Consider the following 25300-nt stretch of genomic DNA (forward strand, 5'->3'; position numbering starts at 1 on the left):
GTCAGTCACCGGCGGCCGGCCTCTCGCCGCGGTCGTCGAGGACCGTGTTGCGTCCGCGCTTGCGGGGAGACTCCGGCTGCGGCGAGGTCACGTCCTGCGGGATCTCGGGGATCTCTCCGGCTCCCTCATCGAGATCGTTGAGGTTGCCCAGATGGATCGTGGTCCTCGCGAGCAGTTCCTTGGTGAGCCGTTCCTCGCGGGTGGTGATCGCTTCGGCGCAGCCGTCCTCGATAAGCCGCCGCAGCAGGCCGACGACTCCGCGGGTGCGGTCGAAGAGGTACTCGGGCATCTCCCCGGTGGTCAGCATGCCCGTGAAAGAGCGCAGGAGCCGCAGCTGTTCCTCGATCCCGGCCAGGTGGTCGAGGAAGGCGGTGATGCCGGCCAGCGTGGAGTAGTCGAACGGATCGAGATCGACCATGTCGAACCGGCGCCCGGTCTGCGTGGCGGCCATGGCCTCGTGATTTTTGCCGTTCTTGACGTCGGGGAAGACCCACTGGCCGGTGCGCGGGTCGACGTATGCGCCGCGCAGGAGTCCTGAGCCGGGGATGTCCACGCCGATCAGGACGAGGGTGACGTTGAGGTCCATCAGCTCGCGGATCAGGTCGAGGGTGTCCTGGTCGTCCTCGCGGTGCAGCCGAAGCCGGGTCACGTCGTCGATCAGCAAGGCGCTGGTGTGGTGGTCCCGGATCGCGTCCCGCACTGCCCTGACCAGATCGTCCAGCGTGCCGGGATGGGGATCGCCGTAGACGTTCAGGATCGCCTTGCACAATCCCTTGGGTGTCGCGCGGACCGGCAAACGGCAGTAGGCCACCGGCACGAAGACGTCCCGGGTGCCGGGAGTGCGGCCGGGCAGCAGCTGGTGGTGGATATTGCGCCGGACGTCCTCGAAGGAAGCAGCCGCATCGCACGCGGTCTCCGTCTTGCCCTGGAACCCGCCGCCGTTGATCATCAGGCCGTCGCGGGTGCCGGGCATGAACTTCATCGCGTTGTTCTGCAGCCGCCCGCGCATCAGGTTCGCGACCCGCATGCTCATCGGTGTTTCCTGCAGGCGCATGTTGACGTGCGTCGCCGTGCGGTGCAGGTCGTGCAGAGCCCGCCGCCGGGGACTCAGGTACTGGTGCTCAGCCAATGTCAGATGCGGCGCGGGCACGAAGGTGTCCCGGATCTTCCGCCATTGCTGCCAGCCCTCCCAGCGGGTGCGGTCCGGCGGAGGACCGGCGCGCAGGAACGGGACGACCGCGTGCTCATCCGGCGTCGTCTGGTCCACCACGGTCCTCCTCCAGGTCGTCCTCCTCGGGCAGAACGAACACGTTGCGGGTGCGGAAGCTGTGTCCCAGCTGCGGCGGCGGGGCCGGCTCAGGCCCGGCGGCCTCCCGTCTGCGGCGTCGCTCAGCGGCGACCGCGTCTTGGGTCTGGCGGGCCCGGCCCGGCCAGTTCAGTACCTTCGCCTGCTGACCTTGCTCTTCCGGTCCGGCTGCGGGCTTCGCGACCTCGGCGGACGGACCCGGCGGCCGGTCGGCCTGCGCGGCGTCGGCCTGGTGTGCCTCGCGGGAGTGCTCGACGCGCTGGGACTTCTTCAGCTGGTTCGGCCACTTGCTGACCGGGATGACGGAGCCGATCAGCTCCAGCAGCACGGGCAGCAGTTCGGTGTCCGACTTCGGCTTCAGGCCGGCCGCGTCGGCCTTTCTGAGCAGGTCACTGGCCCGTGTATCCCCGAAGGCTGGCATCTGCCCGGCCTGCGGCATGCCCGTCCAGGGCAGCGGGTGCCAGGCATGGCTGATCGGATCCTGGAAGAACACCTGGCGCCGGTCGCGCGGGTCGCGGCGGATGAGCCACTGGCCCTTGTGTCTGCCGCCCCGTGTCGACAGCTCGCCGCGGTAGTCGCGCAGGACGTCGGGGTCGTCGTACCAAAGTCCGCGGATCTTCACCCCGCGGCGCTTGTCGATGCGGACGTAGTGGGCGGGCAGCAGCTCGTAGAACAACTCGGGGGAGGGGACGTCCATCGCGAAGCCGGTCTGCGCGAACGACGCTGCGAACAGCGAGTTCGGACTGTGCGAGCCGTCCGGATCCCAACTCGGGGCATATTCCCCGAGTTTGCGCTTTTGCCAGACGGCGACGATCCATGTGGCGATCGTGTGCTCGAGCTGGTCAGCCGTCAGCACCGCGTCGGCGGCCGGATCGGCTCCGCGGTCGGCGACGTCGATGCCGGTGTAGCCGATCAGGTGCTCGAACAGCAATTGCCGGATCACGCCGAACGCGCGTTCGACGGCGGCCTTGTCCTGTGGCCGCAGGACTCGCGCGGGCAGGATGTTGCAGCCGAGCACTCGCTGTACTTCGACCAGGTGGTGGTTGCGGTAGACCGATCCGTGGTCGGTCGTCACCGTCTCCGGTGTGAAGAACGGCAGTCCGGCCACCTGGTGCCCGGCGAACTCGGCCACCACCGCGGCGGGGATGCCCGGGTAAGGCCACTCCAGGTCCTCGCCCCAGTCCGCCCGCATCGGCAGCGGCATCGTCACGTCCCGCAGCACCATCGCGACGTCCACGGATGTGTCGGACACCAGTGTCAGCCGGAAGGCGACCAGCGAGTGCGTGCAGACGTCCAGGGCCAGGGTGAGGTGCATCTTCACCGGATCACCGAAGACGTGCTCGCGGACCATGACCGGCAGCACCGTGGTGTCCAGCGCGACGACCTGGCCCGGCCGGTGCACCAGGACGTGCCCGTCCTTCTCCGGCAGATCGGCCGACCGGGCGTAGCGCTGCCGGGCGCCGCCGGGGCCGAACCACTCCTTCCAGAGGCGGCGCAGGGTGTCGTAGCCGGGCACCTTCGTCTCCGGCCCGAACTCCTCGCGGACGTACTGGCGGATCATGCGGTCCTTGGTCCGCATCGACACCTTCGCCATCCGCTGCGTCTCCTGGCGGACCGCGAGGACGGCCTCCCGTACCTCCTCGGACACCGTCCGCGTGCCGCCGCTCTGGCGCAGCCAGCGGTCGTCCGCGCAGCCGACCAGCCCGAACCGGCGGCGGGCGTTCTCCCAGCGGATCAGCGTGCGGTAGCCGACCGAGCCCAGGCCCAGCAGCTTCGCGTGATGCGGATCCATGGCCGCCAGCTCTGCCACCTTCGCGAGCCGCCGCTCGGTCAGCGTGGTCGTCGCCGGGTCGTACTCGGGCTTCGGCTCGTCCGGGCCCGGACGCAGCGGATCACCGGAGCGGAACCCGGTCGCCACCTCCAGCAGATGGGCCATCCGCAACTGGGCGAGCTCAAGCCGGCCCTCCCTCAGATCCTGAGCCGCCTTGCGCTGCCGCCCCCGGTCGGCCCCCTCCGCCGACGTCTGCGACGACGAACGGCACTGCAGATGGTTCACCAGAAACCGCAGGCTCACCCGCTCCCGCGTGCCGTCGTCTCTCACCAGCTGGACCCGGCCCAGATGCGGCTCACGCCGCTCAACCGTCCACTCCGTCCCGTCCAGGACCAGCCCGGCACCCGGTGAAAGGTCCAGCACCGCCGCCGTGTTCACCGGCCCGTCTCCCCGGCCGGGACGACGATCGACCGGTCCTGAAGCGGGCTGGCCAGGTCAACTCCCAGCCGCCGGGACCACAGCAGGTGCAGCAGCTGTGCCCGGGCGACCGGCTCACAGCCTGTCGCCGCCGCAAGCTCCCCGAACCTCCGCCCGCCCGCGGCCCCGGAGAGCAGCACCGGCCGCAGGCCCAGCGGATCGGACCGCAGGACCCGCCGCGACGCCAGCGCGTCCAGCCCCGCGAAAGCGTGCTCACGCCAGCGGGCGGCAACCGTGTAGTGCCAGCCGCAGGCGACAGCGACCTCGGCGGCCGCCGCGAACGACTCCCAGTCCGACTCCTTGATCAGGGCCTCGGGGCGTACGTCGATCAGCCAGACGCCGTGACGGGTCACCGCGAGGTAGTCCGGGGTGTGGCTGCGGTCTTTCTCTCCGGTCCCGAAGGAGATTTTCAACGGCTGCGAGACCACGTCGACGACGTCACCGGCGAAGTCCAGGGCCAGCAGTACCCGGCCCTCCTCCATGCTCTCCGCACCATGGTGACGGCCGGTACTGGACAGGAACTGCAGCCCAGGCCGGTGCCGTTGGTCCCGGCGCCAAGTGAAGTGGCGCATCGGATCGCTCGACAGCACCGGCGCGTGTACGAGGTCCTGTACCAAGCAGGACTCCTCGCTCCCGTCGACCCGCCACGAGACTGTCCACCGCCTCGTCCAGCCGTCGCGCAGATCGAGTCCGAGTCGACCCGCATCGACGTTCACCGACACGAAAAGGTCTTCCCAGCTGCACTGATGCGACCACACGGCCACCGTGTCAGTGGTTTCCACTACCCTTTGCAGCCCAGCGCGTGTACCGGCCATGACCTCATGGAATCGCCTCAGAGAGCCAGAGGCTCCTGATCTTCGTTTCTGGTGACAGAAAGGCTGCTGAATGAGCACGTGTGACAAGCCGTGTGCCTTGTTTGTGACAACCAGGCTGCTTCGACCGTTCCCATTCGCCAGCTCATCCGGCTCTGCCGGTGACAACTCCTGAGCTTCGGCTCATCCATTTGTCCGCCTCCACCGCGTCGGCGAGGAGGCGGCTTTCGGGGCGGCGCGCAGTGGGGCCCGCCTGTTGGGCACCTTGCTGCTCCACGCCGGGCAGTCAAGGCCCGCGGCCACTTCCCCAACGAGCAAGCCGCACTGAAATGCGTTACATGGCGATCATGTCCCTCGACCCCACCGGCAAGGGACAAGCCCGCGGGACCAGCCCCCTGGAAGACCGCGCTCAACGCCTTCGACATCACCTTCGACGGCCGACTCAGCGCAGCACACCACTAACCTCAACAACCCTGGTTACACCGTTGATTGGACAGTCCCGGCCGAGACGTGTGTCTCATTTCTGGAGGTCGTTCCAGGGGGCGGGTCGGGTCGTCAGGATTTGGAGGTGGGCCGTGTCCAGGCTTCGAGGTGGCTCAGGGCCGCGGTGAAGTTGCCGAGCATCGGGCGCAGGTGGTCCTGATCGAGCACGACTAGGCCGTCGGTGTGCGCGCCGCCGGGGACCATGACGTAGCGGTGCAGGTCGGCGCGTCCCGCGTTGGTGACCATGCGGTGGTAGACGTCACCGAAGGCGGCCGACGGGGTGAGGGCGTCGAGGCTGCCCTGGATGCTGATGAGCGGACGCCGGATGCTTCCGCTGAGCGCGATCCGTTTCAGCGCCTTGTGCACCGCGCGCGGGCGGGACGCGAAGTCGTAATCGGTGTCGCAGCCGGCCCCGGTGCCTTCGGGGCAGAGCGGGGTGCCCGCCTGGGCGGGCCCGTCGTAGTCGGGATCGAGCTCCTCGCGGACCACCCGCTGAAGGAGGTCCCACTGATTCTTGTGGTGCCATTCCCACTGGCGCTCGGAGCCTTCGGGATAGCCGGCGGCGAGCATGGCGGCGTGGGCGGAGCGGTCGCCCTCCTTGGCGCGGGGATAGGCGCGCAGGGCCGGGGGGAGGGTGGCGAGCAGACCTCCGTCGGCGGTGAAGGTGAGGGCGTTCCAGTCGAGGCCGCCGGTGTAGAGGCCGGGCCGGTGTTCGAGCTGCCAGCGGACGAGGTAGCCGCCCGCGGAGAGGCCGGCGGCGTAGGTGAAGCGCGGGGTGCGGCCGTAGTGCTGGTCCGTCACTTGCCTGGCGGCGACGGTGAGTTCGGTGACCCTGCGGTGCCATTCCATGACGGCGTCGCCGGGGCGGTCCCCGTCCTTGTAGATCTCGGGGCCGGTGTTCCCCTTGTCGGTGGCCGCGTAGGCGTAGCCCTTGGCGAGGACCTGGTCGCTGATGATTCGGTCGTTGGCGTACTGCTCGCGCAGCCCAGGCGGCCCTGCGACCACGAGCCCGCCGTTCCAGTGGTCGGGCAGCCGGATGACGAACTGGCTGTCGTGGTTCCAGCCGTGGTTGGTGTTGGTTCTGGAGTTGTCGGGGAAGTAGCCGTCGATCTGGACGCCGGGGACTCCGGACGGGGTCGTGGTCCCGGGGGCTTCCAGGCCCGCCCAGTCGGCGGGATCGGTGTGCCCGGTGAGCTTCGTGCCCGTGGTGGTCAGATCGGCGAGGCGGGCGGAGAGGGTGTACTCGGCGCCGGGGACTCGTACGTCGGCGGGGCCGGTCCGGGCGGCCGCCGGGACGGCCAGGACGGTTGCCATCAGCAGGGGTGCTATAGCCAAAGAGCGTAGGTGCATGGGTCCTCATCTCGTGCGTGGCGACACCGAGAAATCTAGGAACCACAGGTCATCGGGGGTAAGTACGAAAGGGCAGGGGTGGCCGGGACCGGAGGGCACATGACCTTCGGCCACACTTCGCAACTTCGCCGACCGACTGGTGCGGTGCGCCGCCGCGCCCGCGTACGCTGCGGAGACCGTGTGTGCGCATGGGATTCCCGAGGAGGTCCGATGCCACGTCCCGTGCCCTGGATAGCCGCCGTTCTGTACGGGGTGGTGCTCACAGGTGGCCTCTACTACGCCGCGATCGGACCAGGCTTCGACGCGCGCACGGCCGCGTTCACGGTGCTGCTGTGCGCGCTGGCGGCCCTGGACGGGCGGGGGTGGCGGATCCCGGCGGGCACCGTGTTCGCCCTCAGGGCCGCGCTGCTCTGTGCGGTGGCGGCTCTCGACGCCTCCGGGCTCTCGCGGGTGCTGTTCGTGCTGATCCCGTTCCTGGGGTTCTTCGCGTTCGGGCCGGCCGTCGGGATCGCGCTGGGCGCGGGCTGTGTGGTTCTGCTGGCGGGTGCGTTCACCTTGTGGGTGCCGGGCTGGGAGGTACGCGCCGAGTACATCTCGGATCTGCTGATGTTCGCCCTGGGAGTCGTACTGGTGCTGGCGACGGCGGCGGTGGCCGTTCGGGAGCAGCAGGCCCGCGACCGGCTCGAGGGCACCCTCGCACAGGTGGCTCAGCTGTCGGCGGCCCGCGAGCGCAATCGGCTGGCCCGCGAGATCCACGACAGCCTCGGACACCATCTGACCGCGATCGGCATCCAGTTGGAGAAGGCCGAAGCGTTCACCGCGCTCGATCCGGCAGGCTCCGCGCAGGCCGTGTCACACGCCCGCTGGTCGGCGAACCGGGCCTTGGAGGAGGTACGGGCCTCCGTGCGTACCCTGGGCCCCGAGGCGGAGTCCGAGCCGATCGGCCTCTCCTGGGCGCTGGCCGACCTCGTCCATCACCTCGACGGCGGCGGCCGCCGGATCTCCCTGGATGTGTCGGGCACCGAGCGGCGGCCGCTGCTGGTGCTGTACCGGGCGGCGCAGGAGGGCCTCACCAACGCCTGCCGGCATTCCGGCGCAACCCAGATCGGTGTGACGGTCCGCTACGACGACCAGGGCGCGCGCCTGTGCGTCACGGACAACGGCAGCGGGCTGGGCGGGGCCGAGGAGGGCTTCGGCCTGACCGGGCTGCGGGAGCGGGTCAAGCTGGCCTCCGGGACGGTGGACCTGCGCAGTTCGGAGCGGGGCACCACCCTGCGGGTGGAGGTGCCGTGGTGAACGGGCCCCCGGTGCAGGAGGAGCCGGACGTACGGGTCCTCGTGGTCGACGACCAGGACCTCGTCCGCGAGGGCATCGCCGCATTGCTCGGCATCCAGCCCGGCATCGACGTGGTGGGCAGCGCGCGCGACGGTGCCGAGGCCGTGGAGGAGGCCCAGCGGTGCCGCCCCGACGTGGTGCTGATGGACATCCGGATGCCCGGCATCGACGGCGTGGCCGCCACGGCGCTGCTCCGCCGCAGACTGCCCCAGTGCCGGATCGTGATGCTGACGACCTTCAACGACGACGAGTACGTGGGCCGGGCGCTGAAGGCAGGGGCAGTCGGCTATCTGCTCAAGAACCTGCCCGCGGCGGAACTCGCCCAGGCGGTCCGTCTGGTGCACGCGGGTGTCGCTCAGTTCGATCAGGGGGTCGTCGCCGCGCTGGCGGCCGGCGTCCCCGCGCCCGACGTGTTGACGCCCCGGGAGACGGAGGTGCTCCGGCTCATCTCCGCGGGCGCCACCAACAAGGAGATCGCCGCCCGGCTCTACCTGAGCGAGGGCACCGTCAAGAACCACATCTCCCGCGTGCTGAGCCGATTGGGTCTGCGCGACCGGACCCAGGCCGCGCTGTACGCCCGCGAGAACAGGCTGATCTGAGCCGCTTCGCCTGAGCCTCTTCGGCGGAGGACGGCATCTCTGTCGACGGGCACTTCTTGCCGCGAACGCCAGTCCTCCTCCTCATCGTCGTCCGGGGCATCCCGGCCGCCGAGCGGGGTCCGCAGTAGCAGAGCGGCTGCCTGCTTCACCTCGTCGTCGGTGTACGTGTCTTCGTGCGCTCCGCTGTAGCCGGCAAGCTCATGCAGCAGCCCTGGACCGGTCAGCGCGCCCAGGAAGAGGCCCACCTCGGTGCCGGGCCGGGCCCATGACCCGTACGTGGCGCACTGCGGGCACATCCGCTCGACCACCGCCCGCAGCGGCAACTCGCGGGAGACGATGTGGTCGGCACGTATCCGGGAACAGTGCTCCGTAGCGGGCAGCTCGGCTGTTTTGCCCGCGGCCGACCAGACCCTGATCGGAGATGCCTCGAAGGGCCCCAACGGCACCTACGGCGTCAGCGAACCGTACGTCAAAACGACCTCCTCCATGTCGGCTCTCGAGCCTGACCACGACCACGGACACGGCCGCCGCGATGCACTCGCCCCCAGGCTCCGTTACACCGGTGCCGGCGGCGACGCGGCCGCTCGCGGCATCCCTCAAGGCGCGGGCACCAGAGGACGGTGCAGGGCGATCCGGCTCACGGATGCGGAGGTGAGTCGGCTCGACGTGCTCGCATGATCCACGGTCACCCCCTGTGTTCGAGTTGACACACAGGGGCATGCAGCGTACTGGGCATAAGGGACTATTCCCCCGGGGTTCGGTCGGTGGTGCATCCACCGCCTGTCGGCTCCCCCTCTCTTCTCCCCTGGAGCGGCAATGACCGTGCAGCAGCACGCGACGACCCAGACAGTTCTGGTGTACGAGGACGATCCCGGAGCTCCTCTGCAGGAAAATGTGCCGGTGCGACACCCGGTGCCCCAGCTCGACACACAGCCCTTTCCGACGGCCATCGCCGAGGCCGCGCCGCAGCCGGACAGCGCCGGGCCGGGCACGCCGGCCTTCCGCTACTGGGTGGCGGCCGACGCGCTGAGCACGGGTTGCCAGACCTGGGGTCCGCTGGTTCCCACGGGAACTCAATGGGTCCCGTCGGTCGGACGTGTTCTGACCGTGCATCTCGACGAGGGAGTCGACCTCAACGCCTTCTACGACCGGCGAGGCCTGAAGTTCTTCCACCAGAGGGTGGAAGGAGTGGACGTCTTCTCGGGCCAGAGGGGTCGCGTCCGGCGCGCTTGGCGGCGTCCCGCAGCGCCTGGCGCTGGGCCCGGGCGTCCTCGATGGTGTACGGGTTGGCGTAGATGCCGCTGGCGTAACGGCCCGCGAGTTCCAGGCCGTAACTGCCGCCGCCTGCCTGGAAGATGACCGGCTGGCCCTGCTCGGACGGGGGATGGGCAGCGGGCCGCGGGAGGCGGCGTGGTTGCCGTGCAGGTTGACCGGCTGGATGTTGTCCATGTCGGCGAACCGCTTGTTCTCGACGTCGAGAAGCCAGGCGTCCTTCTCCCAGCTGCCCCACAGTGCCTGGACGATCTGGATGACCTCGTGGGCACGCTCGTACTTCTCCGCGCGCGGCGGGATCGTCGCGCCGAAGTTCGCCGCGGCGGCGGGGTCGGAGGTGGTCACCGCGTTCCAGCCGGCCCGGCCGTGGCTGATCACGTCCAGGGCCTTGAACTGGCGGGCGAGACTGTAGGGCTCGGTGAACGTGGTGGAGGCGGTGGTGACCAGGCCGATCCGCTCGGTCTCGCGCGCGAGGACGGTCAGGATCAGCATCGGATCGATCATGTGGTGCGGGGAGTGGTGGTCGAGGTCGACGTCCAGGACCGGGGTGTCCGCGATGAACAGCAGCTGGATCTTGCCGCGCTCGGCGGCCTGCGCGTAACGCACGAACTGGTCCATGTCCGTGTAGCTGTCCAGGTTCGCACCCGGTAGCCGTCAGGCCCCGGGTGCGGCCCCGTATCCGCCGCTGAACTGCATGCCCAGGATCATCTGTCGGCTTGTCATGGTTACTGCTCCAGACCAGGCTATGAAAACGGAGAGCACCTCCGTATATTTTCTTGGAATGCGGAGGCATCCTCCGAATTGTCAAAAGCCGTGCGGCGCCGGGCCCGGCCGGCCGAGTGGCGGCCCGGGCCCGGCGCTGGATGGTTCCTGCGGGCGGAGGAACTACGGCCTGTCGAGGACTCCCGGGGTGTCATGCAGGACCACGCTCCGCTGCAGCGGAACCCGCCCCGTGCGGAGCGTGTTCACCGGTGCCGCAGGGTCAGCCACGCCGAAGGAGATGCCGAACAGCAGCTTGAGCTCCGCGGCGACACCCAGGAACTCGCGGACGGTGTCGGCGTAGACGCCGAGTACGGTCTGCGGGATGCCGGCCAGCCCGCGGGCCGCCAGCGAGAGCAGGAAGTTCTGCGCGTACATGCCGATGTCGCCGGCCGTCCGCACCCCGTCGCCGAGCGCCGGCATGAACAGGAAAGCGGCATGGGGAGCACCGTAGAACTCCAGGTTCTCGCGGACCGCCGCCCTCCTGCCGTCCCGGTCCCAGCGCTCCACGCCTCGGGCCCGGTAGACACTCGCGCCCAGGGCCTGCGACCGCTCGAGGTAGAGGCCCTCGCCGTAGCCATCGGTGAAATCCGGGGAGGTCCGTCCCTCCTCCTCGGCCCGGAGCAGCTCCTTGCCCAGGGCGTCCCGCGCCGCACCCGAGACGACGTGCACCGTCCACGGCTGGGTGTTGCTGTTCGAGGGGGCGGTCTGTGCGTCTTCCAGCACGCCGCGGATGTCCGCAGGGGACAGGGCGGTGGGCAGGAACCGCCGGGGGGAGCGTCGGGAGCGTGCGATGTCGGTGAAGGGTGATGCGGTGCCGGGCAAGGCGGTTCCTCTCCATGGCGCGCAGTCACCGCCACGGCGGCCGCGGCGCAGCGCGGTACGGCAGGCCACGCAAGGAGGCAGCCGGCGTAAGGCCCGGGTGCGGACGCACCCTTGCGGGTACCAGCAGGCTTGCGGATGCTCGCAGGCAGCGGCACGCCGAGACTGCAGGCTGCAGCTCGGCGGACTGTGCGCTCTTCGTGTTCGTCTTGTGTGTTCGTGGGTTCGTGGCGTGCCGACGCCGCCGCCCTCGTGCCGTTGCGTGCACGAGAGCCACGTCGGGTGACTCAGCGGTGGGCGGCCCGGTTCATCTCGACGACGTCCTCCAGGGTGGCCGTGGCCGGGAGGGTGGCGAAGCGTTCTGGCACGCTGTCGCGGATGCGGGCGTCCTTGACGCGGTCGGCCGCGGCCAGGGCCGCCGGCAGCTCGTCCAGGGTCAGCTCGGTGCAGTAGGCGGGGCTGTTCGGCTGCTGGCGCCAGGAGTCGGCCAGCGTGCCGGCGTCGTAGGGGTCGAAGCCGGTGTCGTCCACGAGCCGCATGGCCACACGCCGCGCCTCCTCGGAGTCGCCGGCGACGGGGATGGCGAGGCGGCCAGGAGTTCCTGCCGGAACGCCCCGGGTCCGCTGGGTTTCGGCCAGGGCGGCGTTCCACGCCTTGACCACGGGGCGCCCCAGCTGCTCGGCGTTCCACACGCTCTCGACCTCGCCGTTGTCCACGGCCTCGATCTGCCCGCTGAGGTGCGGATAGTAGTTCGAGGTGTCGATGACCACCGTCTCGGCGGGGACCGAGGCGAACAGGCCGGCCAGCTTCCCCGCCACCCCGAAGGGGATGGACAGGACGATGACGTCCCGGCCCTGGACGGCGTCGGCGAGTTCCACCGCGCGGGCCCCGGACTCCAGCACCTCCGCCCGGACGGCCTCGGGGCCGCGGGCGTCGGCCACCTGGACGTCGTGCCCGGCCGTGCTGAGCTTGGCAGCGAGGTTCCCGCCGATGGCGCCGGCGCCTATGACAGTAATTTTCATGATTTGTTCCTTGGGAGGTTGTGCCGCCCCTGAGGGCAGCGCGATGTGATGGCTGGGTGGTGGTGCCGCCTGGCGTTGCGGGGGTCGGGGCGGGGTGTTCTGGCGTTTTACGCCTGGGTGTCCCGCTGGCGGTAGCCGCTCGCGATGAGCGTGCGGAGCCGGTCGAGGGACTCCTCCTCGGTGCCGGCGCCCTTGATCCAGGCGACGGAACAGGCCGCGAGGAACAGGTCGTGCCCCCGCACCGACGCCCGCACGCGCCCCGCGAGCTGCGCGGCTCGCACGTACTGATCGGTGGCGGAGATGAGGATGTCGCAGGGAATCGTGAGCGGGTTGTCCGGCTCCTGCGCCCGGGCCGCGGCCATGAGCGGGTCCGGCAGCCCGCTGAAGGCGCTGAAGTACTCCTCCATCGCTCGCAGCCACTGCTCCAGCGCCTCGGCCGGGTCGCCGAGCTGATCGATGTCCGCCTGGCGGGCCACCAGCTCCTCGGAGCGCGTCTGCAGCACAGCCGCCAGGAGCGCCTCCCGGGTGGGGAAGTGCCGGTACAGGGTGCCGGGCCCGACGCCCGCCTCCTTGGCCACCGCCTCAAGGGAGGTGCCGACCCCGTGCTGCAGGAAGTGACGCTGCGCGGTCTCCAGGAGGGCCGCGCGGTTGCGCTGGACGTCCGCGCGGGGCTTGCGTCCCCGCTGTTCAGTGGCGCTCATGCGCCCTCCCGCCTCCGGTGATCCTGCGGTCGCATCAAAACGGATGCTGCCTCCGAACGCATTCGAGAGTAAAGCGGAGGCAGCGTCCGGTCAAACCGGCGGCCCGATCACGGAGCCCGGACAGCGCAGAGGGCCGACATGTCTGGCCGCCGAGCCCAGGGCAAGAGCCGTGCGGAGGTGGGCGGGCGCGGTGCCGCGCTGCCGGTCCCGACGACTTGCGGCGCCCTGGACCGTGGCCCGCATGCATCACCGGCGCCCCTGACAGCGCGGCCGGCCCCGGACGGCACGTAGCCAGACGGTCGGCCGTCTCCAGCACGCGACGGCGGTCTCCGCGGAGAGGCCGTGCTCGTCCCTGCCGTTGAGCACGAAGCTCACAGTGGTCTGCGAGCCCCCGGCCTCTCGCGCCACATCCTTGCCCGGGCCGCCGTCGCGGAGTGGACGCAGGGCGCCACCCCAGTCACAGCAGTCGCCGCCCTCAACGATCTGACATCTCTCGCCGTCCTGGCCAGTTGCCGCATCCAGCACATCGCGATTCCGGACGACCTGGCGCTCATCGGCGTCGACGACCTCCCCATGAGCTCGCTCGCCGTACCGGCCCTCACCACCATCGGGATGGACCTCACTGCAGCAGCCGACAATCTCGCCTCAAGGGTCCTTTTCGATGGTCGGCGCTCCGCCCCCGAATGCGCCGAGTCGACCCGGCGCGGGCGACCTTCGCCGGGCACATAGCCGCTCCTGGTGAGCGGCCCGCGTTGCCGCGGCTGATCCTCTCCCTGGACATCTCGGATCCGGCCGGGGCGGCATTCCATCAGGGGACGGGTCCTGGGCAGCTTGGACCGTGCGTGCCAGCAGTCAGACACGTTCGCGCGGCCGGACAGCGGCGATCATCGGCAGGCCAGGCGGCCGGTGCGGCTCGTTGACGATCACATCGTCCCACCACCCACGTGCGCCCTCATGTGGTGAAAGCCGGACCGTCCGACGATGGCAGCGTACGTCGTTGGAGGTGGTGCCTGCAGAGACGATCCGCGAGGTGCGCCCCTTCCCCGGGCTTTACCTCGGCGCCGCCGAGACCTGGTCCCTGGGCGAGCGCACAGCTGTGGAAGGAGGCTCGAATGTGCCCTGCCCCGAGCTGAGCCCGTCCAGCAGGAGGTCACCGAGCTCGGAGAAGGCGTCGCCGGCGGTCAGGCCGGTCCTCTCCAGGAGGACCCCCGACTGAACCGCGTCGATGGTGACCGCCACGACCTGGGCTGCGAAATGCCCGTTGAGCGCACGGAAAGCGCCGCTCTGCACGCCCTCCTCGATCAGCTCGTGGACCCGGCGCGCCGCTGCGGCGGAGTTCGTGCGGTAGATCTGCGCCGTCGGCTCGTAGCCCACCATGTCGTCGTAGAAGGCGTGGGAATGCCGGCGCATGGCCGTGCCGACGCCGGCGAGGTAGACCCGGATGCGCTGCCTGGGGTCTGGCTCGGCCTGGACCGCCCGTTCGATCTCGGCTGTCGCATCCCGGAAGAAGGCGCGGGTGACCGCCTGGACCAGCTGTTCCTTTGTGGAGGCGAGGCTGTACAGCGTCGCTTTGGAGCACCCCAGTCGCTGGGCGAGCTCATCCATGGTCACCGCGGTGAAGCCTTCGGTCAGGATGATCGCCTCGGCCTGGCGCAGCAGTTCGTCCCGCCGACGTGTGTCGACGACCCGTCTACGCGCCGTTCGGCGCGGGCGTCGGTCGCGCGAGTCAGGTTGGGCCGTCACCGCAGCAGTCTCCCATGAGTGTCTCCGCCGGAAGCGGCGGGTGGTCGTCCGGGCCGGAAGGCCGACCCCTCTCAAATGGGTACTAGCGTACCGCCTAACGTACCTTCGGAGAGTGCCTCGGGTGCTGTTCAGAAGTGGAACTCGTAGGCGATGGCCGCAGCAGCAGCAGAACACACATTGCGGGCGGCCTCTCGGAGTCGTCAAGCACGCGAGCAGAAACTTCGTGGCTGGTCGACATCGAGTAGACGCGGTGATGCGGCGCGTGGCCATTGGGCAAAAGCGTCGTCAAGCACCGATCCGCAGCAGTGTCCGGCCGAGGGCTTTTCGCTCGTCCAGGTGCCGCAGCGCGGCTGACGCCTGTTCGAGCGGGAAGACGGCCGAGATGGGCGGGTTCAGCCGGCCGGATTTCAGCAGCGGCCAGAGTTCGCGCCACTGGGCGCGGGCGGCTTCCGGTTCCTGCCGCCAGTACTCGTCCATTCCGACTCCGAGCACGGAGGTGTTGGTCATCAACAGACGATTCACGCTGACCGTGGGGATGCCTCGGCCAGCGAACCCCAGGACAAGGAGGCGTCCCCCGCCGTGCCTCAGCGCACGAAGCGAGTCCAGGAAGCGATCCCCGCCGACGGGATCGACCACGAGATCAACCCCGCGGCCATCGGTGAAGGTTCTGACCGCGTCGAGAAACCCGTCCACTCGCACGACCTCGTGTGCTCCCATGGACCGGGCCAGTTCGGCCTTCTCATCGGTGGACACGACCGCGATGACGTGCGCGCCGTATGCTGCGGCCAGCTGACAGGCCGCGCTGCCCACTCCGCCCGCGGCTCCGTGGACGAGGACGATTTCGCCAGGGCGGAGAGCACCCCGGTGGATGAGCGCGAAATGTGCGGTCAGGTAGTTCAGGGGCAGTGCCGCCCCACGGCGGGTGTCGACGTTGTCCGGGAGTGGGAAGACCATCGATGCGTCGACAGCGGCCGTCCGGGCGAAGCCACCGGTGACCGGCAGGGCAGCCACGCGGTCACCGGCACGGAATCCGCCACCGTCCGTGCGGACCGTTCCGGACACCTCCCAGCCGGGGGCGAACGGCAGTTCGGGACGCGTCTGGTACTCCCCGCGCGTCTGCAGGATGTCAGGGAAAACCACACCCGCCCATTCGACGTCGATGAGGACCTGGCCCTTTTGGGCCTCCGGCTCCGGAAGCTCCCGTACGACCAGGGCATCAGGACCCTCGAACGCGGTGACGAGTACACCCTGCATGAGTACCTCCCAGCCGCAAGGACGACCTCGAGACCACTGTGTGCTTGCACAACCGCGAACCGGATCGGCTGTGTGACTGTTGTCCCGGCGAATCGGTCGATGTCAGTGCTCAGGGCGTTGTCACTACAGCCCTGTGAGCGTGGGTGGGCCGGGCGACGAGGGCCGACGCAGCGGCTGATCACCTGCTCGTCCGCCGGGTTCGCGGTTACCGGATGGAGGATCCGATGGAGATGCCGCCGTCCACGTCGAGGACGATGCCGGTGATGTAGCCGGCGGCTTCGCTGGCGAGGAAGGCGGCGGCTTCGGCGATGTCCTCGGGCGTGCCGGTGTGGCGCATGGGGATCTTGTTGGTGAGTTTGTCGCGTGCGGGGCCGTTCATGGAGGCGAGCATGGGGGTGTCGATGAGGCCGGGGGCGATGGCGTTGGCGGTGATGCCGTGGCGGGCGCCCTCGAGCGCGAGGGTGCGGGTCATGCCGACGATGCCGGCCTTGGCGGCCACGTAGTTGGTCTGGCCGAAGTTCCCGCGCCAGGACATGGAGGAGAAGCTGACGATACGTCCGTAGCCCTGGCGTTTCATGGGGGCGAACGCGGCGCGGGCGCAGTGGAAGCCGCCGGTGAGGCTGACGTCGATGACCGCGTGCCAGTCGTCGTCGGTGATGTCCTCGACGCGGTTGTCGCGGATGATGCCGGCGTTGTTGACCAGCACGTCGAGGCGGCCGAGATCGGCGGTGACGCCGGTGATCCAGGCGTCGACCTGGGCGGAGTCGGTCACGTCCACCACGTCCGTACGGAGTTTCGCGTCGTGGGCGTTGGTGATGGTCTCGGCGGCGTAGGTGAGGGTTTGTGCGTTGACGTCGGCCAGTGCCACCGCGGCGCCCTCCGCTGCGAACCGGGTCGCCATGGCGAGGCCGAGGCCTTGTGCGGCGCCGGTGATGGCGACGACGCGTCCGTGGTAGCGATTCACTTGTCGTCCGCTTTCGTGGTGGTGTGGGGTGCGAGGAAGGCGCGCAGGGCGTCGGCCACGGAACTGGCCGACCAGTTGTCTGCGAAGGTGGCCAGTTCCTCGCGCAGGGCCTGCTCGGGGGCGATGCCGTCGATCCGGTGCAGCAGCGTTTTGAGCCGTTGCTGGGCGGGGCTGCTGCGGTCGGCCAGTTGATGGCAGATGCGGGTGGCGGTGGCGTCGAGGTCGGCCTCGGAAACGATCGCGCGGATCCAGCCGGTGTTCTCGAAGGCGGTCGCGGGCAGCAGTTCGCCGGTGAGCAGGAGCCAGCGCGACAGTCCGCGTCCGACCGCGCCGGGCAGCCGGACACTTGACCCCCCTGCCGGCACAAGACGCCGGTTGAGGTGGCCGTCGCCGATGAGCGTGGTGTCGGCGGCGACGACGACATCGCAGGCCAGCGCGAGTTCGAGGCCTCCCGCTATGGCGTGACCGTGCAGCACGGCGACCCATGGTTTCGGGCTGGCCGCGATGCGGCTGAAGCAGGCCGACACGTCGGCCAGGAAGTCGACCGGATTGTCGCCCCGCTCGTGCAGCTCCAGGAACTGGTGGAAATCCCCGCCGGCACAGAAGCTCGGTCCCCTGCCGGCCACGGCGATGACCGCTGTGCCGGGGTCGGCCTCGGCGCTGGTGATCTGCTTGTCCAGGGCTTCGATGAGGGTGATGTCGAGGGCGTTGCGCCGCTCGGGGCGGTTGAGCAGCAGCCACCGGACGGTGCCGCGTTGCTCTACGAGCAGAGGTTCCATGCCGGTCACTGTGCCTCTCGGCTGGAAAGTTCGGCGCGGCGGCGGTTGCGCAGCAGGTAGCGCTGGGTCTTGCCGCTGGGGGTCTTGGGCAGGGCGTCGATGAAGTGGATCGTGCGGGGGTAGGCGTGGGCGGCGTAGCGGGTCTTGATCAGCAGCTGGAGTTCGGTGGCCAGGTCCGGCGAGGCGTCGTGGCCGTCGCGCAGGACGACGTACGCCTCGATGACCTCGCCGCGGACGTCGTCGGGTGCGCCGATGACACTGCACTCGGCGACAGCGGGATGCTGGACCAGGACGCTCTCGATCTCGAACGGCCCGATCCGGTAGCCGGCCATGATGATGACGTCGTCGTCGCGGGAGGAGAAGAAGAAGTCGCCGTCGGCGTCGACGCGCCCGGCGTCGCCCGTGAGGTAATAGCGGCCGTCGGCGGTGAACTTGGCGTCGCTCTGCCCGGGGATCTGGTAGCCGCGGAACGTCATCAGCGGGCTGGCGGCGACGTCGATCGCGACCCGGCCGAGCACGCCTGGTTCGGCGGGCTCGTCCTTCTCGTCGGCCAGGACGGTGACGCTCCAGCCGGGCACCGGCCGGCCCATCGATCCGGCCTTGAGCGGGCGGGCGAGTTCCAGATGGTGGTGGTTGGCCAAGGGCATGCCGACCTCGGTCTGGCCGAAGTGATCGTGCACGGCCAGGCCGAGCGTGGTGTCCGCCCATTCGTTGACCTCAGGCGTCAGGGGCTCGCCCGCGCTGGACAGCCGCTCCAGCCGCAGCCCCTGCGGCACCGGCACCGGCGAGGAGCGCATTCCCCGGTACACCGTCGGGGCGGCAGTGAAGTCGGTGACCTTGCGGTCGACGAGGGTGCGCCAGGTCGTCTCCGGGGAGAACCCGCCGGACAGCAGCAGACTGGGGATACCGGCCGCCAGCGGAGCGACGATGCCTGAGTACAGCCCGTAGGCCCAGCCTGGATCGGCAGCGCACCAGTAACTGCTGTCCCGGGTGACACTCAGGCCGTACTCCAGGTACACCTGCCACCCGGTGATGTAGGAGACGGGATGGATGACTCCCTTGGGCTTGCCGGTGGTGCCGGAGGTGAACATATGCACCAGAGGCCCGTCCCCGCTCGTGGTGACGGCGGGCACCGGCTCCGGCGACGCGGCCGCGACGAGGTCGGCCAGCGACACGTCACCGCGGGAGGCGCTGGTTCCGGTGACGACGACGCGGCGCTGAGGGTCGTCCGGCATGTCGGGGCCCGGGTCGAGTTTGTGGCGCTGGTCCGGGTCGACGACCACGACATGCGCATCTGAGCCTTCCAGGCGCAGGGCGATGGCCTGGGGCGCGAACGCGGTGAACAGCGGGACGTAGACCGCACCGAGCCGCCAGATCGCCACGATGACGGTCACCAGGTCGGTGCTCTTGCCCATCAGGGTCGCCACCCTGTCAACCCGGACCGACGCCGAGCCCCTGCAGCGCCCGCGCGCAGCGGTGCGATTCCGCAGCGAGATCTCCGAAGGACAGTGCGGATGCTCCACCGGCGCCGTTGACAACAGTGAACGCGACGTGCTCAGGGGCGTGCCGGTCGCAGAGCAGCCCGGCCACATTGAGGGAAGGAGCCGTGAAGGTCGCGGTGAGTTCGGTGACCCGGTCGGTGGCGCTCACTGCTGGTCCTTGCGGTCGATGATGGGCAGGACCAGGCGGCTGGGGTGGTCCGGGCCGTGGTGGATGTGGTTGATCGCGGGGATCATCTGCTCCTCGCTCTCACGGGCGATGACGCCGCCGGTGTTGGTGTTGCGGTCGTAGCGGGGGAAGTTGCTGCTGGAGATGTCCACGCGGATGCGGTGACCGGGAAGGAACACGTTGGAGGTGGCGGTCATGTCGACGGTGATCTCGTAGACCGTGCCGGGGTCCATCAGTTCTTCCGTGGCGAGGCCGCCTCGATAGCGGGTGCGCAGGATCCCGTCGCACAGGTTGATCGCTTTGCCGTCGGGGAAGACGTCGACGAGCTTGGCGGTGAAGTCGGTGTCCACCGCCGACGAGGAGACGAACAGGGTCAGGCTGACCGGACCGGTGACCTCGACGGGCTCCTCGAGCACGGGGCCGGCGAAGCACAGGACGTCCTCGCGGCCGGAGACGGTCCGCTGGTCGACCGGACCGCAGAACCCCGGGGTCGTCGGCATGGACGCCCCGCCGGCCGAGGGAACCGGGCGGCGCGGGTCGTAGAGGTAGGTGTCGTGCCCCGCGCCGGTCGGCGGCTCGGTCGTCAACAGCCCGTCACCGTCCGCTGTGTTGGCGTGACCGGCGCTCGTCAGGTGGAAGTCGGTCCACCTTGTGTCGGGCAGCGGCCACTCCTGCTCGTCGCGCCACTGGTCGATGCCCATCACGAAGATCTTCACGGGCGCCACGTCGTCCAGAGCGGTGGTGTCCCCCCGCAGCCAGCGGTCGAAGAACTTCAGCTGCAGGCCGCCGAGGTCCACCATCTGGGCACTGGCCAGCGGGCCGAAGGAGCGGTCGCGGTAGACGCCGGTCGGGGAGGGGTTGTGATCCCACGGACCGACGATCAGTCGCTGTCCCTCGCGCGCCTGCACGCTGCCTGCCTTCTGGCGGGCGGTGGTGTAGGTGCGCAAGGTCTGCCCGATGTAGAGGTCGTACCAGCCGCCGATGTTGAGCGCCGGGGCCGTGACGTTCTTGAGCTCGGGCGTGAGCTCCATGGCATCCCAGTACCCGTCGTGGGAGGGGTGGGCCATCCAGTCGTCCCACCACTTTCCGTACGCCGCCAGGACAGGAACCTCGGCCGTCGGCAGCACATCGTTGAGAGGCTCGGGGAACAGCGCCGCCTGACCGAGCTGCTGCAGCTGAGACAAGGAGCCCTCGCCGGCCGCCAGGGACCGCTGCGCGTGCACGGCGGCCTGGAGGATGCCGCCGGTGGGTGACGTATATGCCGTCGAGGGGTGACTCCACTCGACGGGCACGGCTACTTGTCGGCGCCGACCTTGGCGGTGTCCGACTCGGCCGGCGGCGGCGTGGTGGTGCGGGAGTGCAGGACCTTGCGGGCCTGTTCGGTGTCGAAGTCGTTCTCCCACTTGCCGATCACGATGGTGGCGACGGCGTTGCCGAGGACGTTGATGAAGACGCGGCCCTCGTTGAGGATGCGGTCGATGCCGACGATCAGGGAGAGGGCGGCGAGCGGGATGTGGCCGACCGCGGTGACGGTGCTGGCGAGGACGATGAACGCGCCGCCCGCAATCCCGGCGGTGCCCTTGCTGGTGAGCATCATGACACCGACCATGATCAGCTGCTGCTGCCAGGACAGGTCGATGCCCATGGCCTGGGCCAGGAAGAGGGAGGCCATCGTGAGGTAGACCGCGGAGCCGTCCAGGTTGAAGGAGAACCCGGAGGGGATGACGATGCCGACCACGGGCCGGCCGATGCCGAGGATCTCCAGTTTGCGTACCAGCTGGGGCAGGACGGCCTCGCTGGAACAGGTGCTGAGGGCGACGAGCAGTTCGGCCTTGAGGAAGCGGATGAGGCCGAACAGGCTCAGGCGGCAGGCCCGCATGATGGCGCCGAGGACGACCAGGACGTAGATGACGCAGGTCGCGGTGAACAGGATGATGAGGCAGCCGAGCTGTTTGAGGCTCTCGGCGCCGTAGGTGGCGACCACGGTGGCCAGGGCGCCGAAGGTGCCCAAGGGCGCGAGCCGCATCACCCAGCCCACGATGCGGAAGACGACGTCCGACAGCGCCTTGATGCCGCGGGTCAGCGGTGCCCCTTCTTCGCCGGCCATGTTCAGGGCCACACCGAAGACGATCGAGACCATCAGCGCGGACAGGATCGCATCCCCGGTGATCGCGCCCAGCAGGGAGGCGGGGATGAGGGAGGAGATGAAGCCGGTGAAGGTGGCGTGCTCGGTGGCGGTCTTGGGCACGTCGTCGGCGTTCAGTGACGAGGGGTCGACGTGCAGGCCGGAGCCGGGCTGGAAGATGTTGGCGACGACCAGCCCGATCAGCATGGATGCCAGGGACAGCACCAGGAAGTAGCCGATCGCCTTCACACCGATCCGGCCCGCCTTGCGCAGGTTGTCCATGGAGGCGATGCCGGTGGTGACCACGCAGAAGACGACCGGGATCACGATCATCTTGACCAGCGCGATGAACCAGTCGTTGAGCGGCTTCAGGTCCTCACCCAGCCCGGGCGCGAGGATGCCGACGGCGATGCCGAGGACGGCGGCCACTACTACCTGGAACCACAGCTCCCGTATGAGACGGCTCAGCCGGGACCGCTGCGGGCGGCCGGCGGTGGCGGTGCTTGTCATCGTTGGTGCTCCCTTGCACGACGATCGTGTGTAGCCCTGTCCCGTGGGGGGTGCGGGGGACGCGACGCGGCTCGCGCGTCCCCGATCTCGGGTGTGGCGCCCGCATCCGACGGCGCGGGCCGACGGTGCCCGCCCGGTGGCGGGCGCGTCTGCGGTGGGGTGGCGGTCAGCTGTGCAGGGCGCGCAGCACCTTGTAGAAGGCGGCCTTGCTCTCGAAGCCGATGCCGGGGGTGTCGGTCAGGCCGACGCGGCTCTTCTCGACCACGGCGTCGTCGGCGAAGCCGCCGGTGGGCTGGAACTCGCCCGGGTAGGACTCGTTGCCGCCGAGCTTGAGGGCGGCTGCGATGTGCAGGGAGAACTGGTGCCCGCCGTGCGGGATGCAGCGCCTCGATGACCAGCCGTGCTGACGGAGCATGTCCTGGATGCGCAGGTACTCCACCAGACCGTAGGAGAGCGCGGGGTCGACCTGGATGGTGTCGCGGTCGGGGCGCAGGCCGCCGTAGCGGATCAGGTTGCGGGCGTCCTGGAGGGAGAAGAGGTTCTCGCCCGTGGCGATGGAGCCGGTGTAGTGCTCGGCGACGGTGGCGTTGAGGTGGTAGTCGAGCGGGTCGCCGATCTCCTCGTACCAGAACAGCCCGTAGGGCTCGATGGCACGCCCGTACTCCAGGGCCGTGTTCAGGTCGAAGCGGCCGTTGACGTCGACGGCCAGCCGGGAGCCGTCGCCGTCCAGGACGTCGATGACGGCCTCGATACGGCGCAGGTCCTCCGCCAACTCGGCGCCGCCGATCTTCATCTTGACGACGTCGTAGCCCAGGTCGAGGAAGCCGCGCATCTCGTCCTGAAGGTCGGTGAGGGTCTTGCCCGGGGCGTAGTAGCCGCCGGCGGCGTAGACGAAGACGGAGTCGTCGGGCTGCCCGTCGCCGTAGCGCTCGGACAGATACCGGTACAGCGGCTTGCCCTCGATCTTGGAGGCCAGGTCGAACAGGGCCATGTCCACCACACCGACCGCGACCGAGCGCTCGCCGTGCCCGCCGGGCTTCTCGTTACGCATCATCACGTCCCACGCCTTGGCGTGGTCCAGGCCGCCCCGCTCGTCGAGCAGGCTGCCGGGCTCGGCATCGAGAAGGCGGGGCAGGACCCGGCGGCGCAGGATCTCTCCGGCGCTGTAGCGGCCGTTGGAGTTGAAGCCGTAGCCCACCACAGGCTTGCCGTCCCGCATGACGTCGCTCTCGATCGCCACGATCGAACAGTCCATGGAGCTGAAGTCGATCCAGGCGTTGCGGATCGAGGAACTGATCGGAACGACGCCCTCGTAGACGTTGGTGATCTTCACTAAGTGCCTTCCTCATATCTTATAAGATGCGACGCCTGTTAGACTGGGCTGGTCCGATGCGGGATGTCAAGGGGTGGGGAACCTCCGGAAAGGAATGGTCAGGGGGCTATGGCAGGACAGAACCTGTTCTTCAGCAAGAGCGACCTCGCCTACGCAGAACTCCGCGATCGGATCCTCTTCGGCACTCTTCCTGCCGGGTCACGGCTCGCTCAGTACGACCTCGCCGAGTCCCTCAACATGAGCATCACGCCCCTGCGCGAGGCCATCCGCCGCCTCAGCAGCGAGGGACTCGTCACCGTCGACACCCACCGTGACGTCCGGGTCTCCGTCATGAACTCGAACGAGGCCCGCCAGCTTTTCGAAGTCCGCCTGTCCCTGGACCCGACCGCCGCCGAACTCGCCGCCCAGCGACGGACCGACGACGACATCGCCACGATGCAGGACGCCGTCGACAAGCTCCTCCCCGTCACCCGCCAATGGGGCGAAGAGGCACTCACGGCCCACCGCGCCTTCCACCAGGCGCTGTACCGGGCCTCGCACAACGACGTCCTCATCCGTCTCCTGGACGACCTGTGGGACAAGTCCGACCGCTACCGGCGCCTCGGCCTCGAACTCCCGCCCGGTGACGAACCCCGCACCCGCGACCTACAGGAACACCACCAACTTGTCTCCCTCATCGTGGACGGCCGCGCCGCCGAAGCCGCCCAGCTGATGCGAGGCCACATCACCCACAGCCTCACCGCCACCGCCATCAGCGCCCTCGAAGACCGCGAGGGCATTCGCGTGAAATAACGCGCGACGACCGGCGCCGTCGTGATGCATGGGGGGAGGACTGATGGAAAGGCGTGAGCTGGAGTATTTCCTGGCAGTCGTCGACTCCGGCGGCTTCGACCGTGCCTTCGCCCTGCACGTCTCGCAGCCGCCCCTGGGTCCTGACTCCGCCTCGAGTTCTCCGGTGCGTTCGTCAAGTTCGTTTCCTGCTTATTCGATAACCGCTGTTCCAGCGTGGTGATCCGCCGCTGGAGGTGATCAACATTGGCCGACGCTCCGAGCCCGGAATCCGCCCAGACCTTCGCCCCGATCGACTGAGGCAGCCGTTTTTCCAGTTGCCGCACACGGGCGGCCAGGCGGTTGTTGCGTTCCAGGACGTTGGCCAGGTCGGTCGGCAGCGAGGCACGGCTGACTTCTGTCATCGCCCCGTCCCCCGCCGGGGCAGTAACAGCGGCGTGGACGCAGGTCACGGTGGCGGTAGAGGAAGGTACGGTCAACCCGGGCGGCGCGAGCGAGGCCGGACGGCCTTCAGGCACATAAGGGACGGTCTGGGCCTAGCCGCGATGACCCTCGGCCACACGAGAGGGTCTGCTGCAAGCTGACTAGCTAGGGTCCGTCATGCCGAATCCGTCCGCGCCCACGGAAACCACGGCGCGAACAGCTCTACCCCCAACCTGACCAGCACAATTCCGAACTTCAGACCTGACCAGCGATCTCACTCAGGAAGAGCTACACCCGATGGCATTTCCTCATGAGGCGGTCGTCAATCATGCCGGAGGCCACCACGCGAGCCACACGACGAGCACTGTCACCAGCACGGCGGCCGCCATGCCCGATATCAGACGCCAGGGCATAACGGGGCCGCCGCGCTCCACTGCTCTGATCAAATCCCACCGGCCGTAATAGCGAAACGGGTCCGACAGTTCCCCGCGTTCGCCGTCATACCACACCAGATAGGTAGAAGTAGGACTTAGCGGATCGAAACTCACCGCGTTCCAAGGAATGGCGACCGGGCCGGGCTCGTCTTTCCGATATGGATCCCACATGAGCAGACCGTGTTGAGCGACCGCGATCCAGCTCCGTTCCTCCGGCTTGGTGGTCCGCCGCCAGCGCGCCACAGCCGCTGTCAACCAGCCAAGCAGCACCAAGCCAAGCACCGGCAACCGCCATAGCGGCGAGCCGTCGACGGTCAGCCCGAGCAGTGCAATTCCCGCGGCGAAGAGGGCCACGAAGTCGAACATCAATACAGATATAAAGACCATGTCGGGGTTGCCCAGGCGCCCCATCCTGTCCGACCGGTGCAGTCGAATGATCTGCCCGAAGCCGACATTCTCCGCGTGTTCGGCGAACATCCGCCGTGGCCGGCGACTGCCCATTCCTCGCCTCCCAGTCGACCGCGCCCATGCCGTCCCACCCTGTGTACCGGCCAGCGTTGGAACCTCTC

21 protein-coding genes and 3 pseudogenes are annotated in these 25300 nt (G+C 69.1%); 6 read left to right on the forward strand and 18 right to left on the reverse strand.

All coding sequences use genetic code 11. The features are described from left to right. Window position 1 precedes the first annotated feature (1 nt). From CLM62_RS07975 to CLM62_RS07985, 3 genes are read right to left on the reverse strand one after another with little or no spacing between them, the layout of a single operon-like run. Complete coding sequence (locus CLM62_RS07975; RefSeq protein ID WP_095749146.1) at window positions 2–1267, reverse strand: AAA family ATPase; 1266 nt, start codon at window positions 1265–1267, stop codon at window positions 2–4. Then, complete coding sequence (locus CLM62_RS07980) at window positions 1245–3515, reverse strand: DDE-type integrase/transposase/recombinase (RefSeq protein ID WP_095749147.1); 2271 nt, start codon at window positions 3513–3515, stop codon at window positions 1245–1247. Before CLM62_RS07980 ends, CLM62_RS07975 begins: the two co-directional genes overlap by 23 nt. Further along, window positions 3512–4171: a TnsA-like heteromeric transposase endonuclease subunit gene (locus tag CLM62_RS07985; RefSeq protein ID WP_257003721.1), complete on the reverse strand. Its 660-nt coding sequence runs from the start codon at window positions 4169–4171 to the stop codon at window positions 3512–3514. The genes CLM62_RS07980 and CLM62_RS07985 overlap by 4 nt, the downstream gene beginning before the upstream one ends. Window positions 4172–4642: 471 nt before the next feature. Here CLM62_RS07985 and CLM62_RS51205 point away from each other — a divergent pair. Continuing rightward, window positions 4643–4828: pseudogene (locus CLM62_RS51205) on the forward strand (IS256 family transposase); the annotation flags it as partial. 93 nt (window positions 4829–4921) lie between these two features. On the opposite strand, the gene CLM62_RS07995 reads toward CLM62_RS51205, so the two are convergent. After that, on the reverse strand, window positions 4922–6163 hold the full coding sequence (locus tag CLM62_RS07995) for a tannase/feruloyl esterase family alpha/beta hydrolase (RefSeq protein ID WP_257003722.1): 1242 nt from the start codon (window positions 6161–6163) through the stop codon (window positions 4922–4924). A 246-nt stretch (window positions 6164–6409) separates the two neighbouring features. On the opposite strand from CLM62_RS07995, the gene CLM62_RS08000 reads away from it, so the two are divergent. Both CLM62_RS08000 and CLM62_RS08005 read left to right on the forward strand, forming a co-directional pair. Further along, window positions 6410–7495: a sensor histidine kinase gene (locus CLM62_RS08000; protein WP_095749149.1), complete on the forward strand. Its 1086-nt coding sequence runs from the start codon at window positions 6410–6412 to the stop codon at window positions 7493–7495. Next, on the forward strand, window positions 7489–8133 hold the full coding sequence (locus tag CLM62_RS08005; RefSeq protein WP_095749150.1) for a response regulator transcription factor: 645 nt from the start codon (window positions 7489–7491) through the stop codon (window positions 8131–8133). The genes CLM62_RS08000 and CLM62_RS08005 overlap by 7 nt, the downstream gene beginning before the upstream one ends. A gap of 1132 nt (window positions 8134–9265) precedes the next feature. On the opposite strand, the pseudogene CLM62_RS52950 reads toward CLM62_RS08005, so the two are convergent. The 4 genes and pseudogenes from CLM62_RS52950 to CLM62_RS08035 all read right to left on the reverse strand — a co-directional run bounded on the left by CLM62_RS52950 (window position 9266) and on the right by CLM62_RS08035 (window position 12709). Next, window positions 9266–10023, reverse strand: a pseudogene (locus CLM62_RS52950) (LLM class flavin-dependent oxidoreductase). A 267-nt stretch (window positions 10024–10290) separates the two neighbouring features. Beyond that, window positions 10291–10989 carry a nitroreductase gene (locus CLM62_RS08025; RefSeq protein ID WP_095749152.1) on the reverse strand — a complete coding sequence of 233 codons (699 nt, stop codon included), beginning with the start codon at window positions 10987–10989 and terminating at the stop codon, window positions 10291–10293. A gap of 284 nt (window positions 10990–11273) precedes the next feature. Continuing rightward, on the reverse strand, window positions 11274–12008 hold the full coding sequence (locus CLM62_RS08030; protein ID WP_095749153.1) for an NADPH-dependent F420 reductase: 735 nt from the start codon (window positions 12006–12008) through the stop codon (window positions 11274–11276). 107 nt (window positions 12009–12115) lie between these two features. Beyond that, window positions 12116–12709 carry a TetR/AcrR family transcriptional regulator gene (locus tag CLM62_RS08035; RefSeq protein ID WP_095749154.1) on the reverse strand — a complete coding sequence of 198 codons (594 nt, stop codon included), beginning with the start codon at window positions 12707–12709 and terminating at the stop codon, window positions 12116–12118. Between the two features lie 342 nt (window positions 12710–13051). On the opposite strand from CLM62_RS08035, the gene CLM62_RS51215 reads away from it, so the two are divergent. Next, entirely contained in the window at window positions 13052–13438 is a 387-nt protein-coding gene (locus CLM62_RS51215) for a substrate-binding domain-containing protein (RefSeq protein WP_095749155.1), read from the forward strand. A gap of 321 nt (window positions 13439–13759) precedes the next feature. On the opposite strand, the gene CLM62_RS08050 is transcribed toward CLM62_RS51215, so the two are convergent. The 9 genes from CLM62_RS08050 to CLM62_RS08085 all read right to left on the reverse strand — a co-directional run bounded on the left by CLM62_RS08050 (window position 13760) and on the right by CLM62_RS08085 (window position 23085). Then, complete coding sequence (locus tag CLM62_RS08050) at window positions 13760–14452, reverse strand: TetR/AcrR family transcriptional regulator (RefSeq protein ID WP_257003724.1); 693 nt, start codon at window positions 14450–14452, stop codon at window positions 13760–13762. A gap of 285 nt (window positions 14453–14737) precedes the next feature. Beyond that, window positions 14738–15706 (reverse strand): NADPH:quinone oxidoreductase family protein, encoded by a 969-nt coding sequence (locus CLM62_RS08055; RefSeq protein ID WP_095749156.1) that lies wholly within the window; start codon window positions 15704–15706, stop codon window positions 14738–14740. Window positions 15707–15911: 205 nt separating this feature from the next. Next, the gene (locus tag CLM62_RS08060; protein ID WP_095749157.1) at window positions 15912–16670 is read right to left on the reverse strand and encodes an SDR family NAD(P)-dependent oxidoreductase; all 759 of its coding nucleotides are present in this window, start codon (window positions 16668–16670) and stop codon (window positions 15912–15914) included. Then, complete coding sequence (locus CLM62_RS08065) at window positions 16667–17449, reverse strand: enoyl-CoA hydratase/isomerase family protein (protein WP_095749187.1); 783 nt, start codon at window positions 17447–17449, stop codon at window positions 16667–16669. The genes CLM62_RS08060 and CLM62_RS08065 overlap by 4 nt, the downstream gene beginning before the upstream one ends. Before the next feature lie 5 nt (window positions 17450–17454). Further along, complete coding sequence (locus CLM62_RS08070; RefSeq protein ID WP_257003725.1) at window positions 17455–18864, reverse strand: AMP-binding protein; 1410 nt, start codon at window positions 18862–18864, stop codon at window positions 17455–17457. Window positions 18865–18880: 16 nt separating this feature from the next. Beyond that, the gene (locus CLM62_RS51220) at window positions 18881–19099 is read right to left on the reverse strand and encodes a hypothetical protein (protein WP_257003726.1); all 219 of its coding nucleotides are present in this window, start codon (window positions 19097–19099) and stop codon (window positions 18881–18883) included. Beyond that, complete coding sequence (locus CLM62_RS08075) at window positions 19096–20409, reverse strand: CocE/NonD family hydrolase (protein WP_257003727.1); 1314 nt, start codon at window positions 20407–20409, stop codon at window positions 19096–19098. Before CLM62_RS08075 ends, CLM62_RS51220 begins: the two co-directional genes overlap by 4 nt. A 2-nt stretch (window positions 20410–20411) precedes the next feature. After that, complete coding sequence (locus tag CLM62_RS08080) at window positions 20412–21752, reverse strand: cation:dicarboxylate symporter family transporter (protein WP_095749158.1); 1341 nt, start codon at window positions 21750–21752, stop codon at window positions 20412–20414. Window positions 21753–21918: 166 nt separating this feature from the next. Further along, window positions 21919–23085, reverse strand: coding sequence for a mandelate racemase/muconate lactonizing enzyme family protein (locus tag CLM62_RS08085; RefSeq protein ID WP_095749159.1), 1167 nt, complete (start codon window positions 23083–23085; stop codon window positions 21919–21921). Between the two features lie 108 nt (window positions 23086–23193). Between CLM62_RS08085 and CLM62_RS08090 the strand changes: the two genes are divergently transcribed. Together CLM62_RS08090 and CLM62_RS51225 are read left to right on the forward strand one after the other, a co-directional pair. Further along, the gene (locus CLM62_RS08090) at window positions 23194–23877 is read left to right on the forward strand and encodes a GntR family transcriptional regulator (RefSeq protein WP_095749160.1); all 684 of its coding nucleotides are present in this window, start codon (window positions 23194–23196) and stop codon (window positions 23875–23877) included. A gap of 43 nt (window positions 23878–23920) precedes the next feature. Beyond that, window positions 23921–24013, forward strand: a pseudogene (locus CLM62_RS51225) (LysR family transcriptional regulator); the annotation flags it as partial. A gap of 610 nt (window positions 24014–24623) precedes the next feature. Here CLM62_RS51225 and CLM62_RS08095 read toward each other — a convergent pair. Then, window positions 24624–25208 carry a hypothetical protein gene (locus CLM62_RS08095; protein ID WP_095749161.1) on the reverse strand — a complete coding sequence of 195 codons (585 nt, stop codon included), beginning with the start codon at window positions 25206–25208 and terminating at the stop codon, window positions 24624–24626. Between the last annotated feature and the right edge of the window lie 92 nt (window positions 25209–25300).

It is taken from the genome of Streptomyces sp. SA15, from assembly GCF_002291145.1.
Lineage (GTDB): Bacteria > Actinomycetota > Actinomycetes > Streptomycetales > Streptomycetaceae > Streptomyces.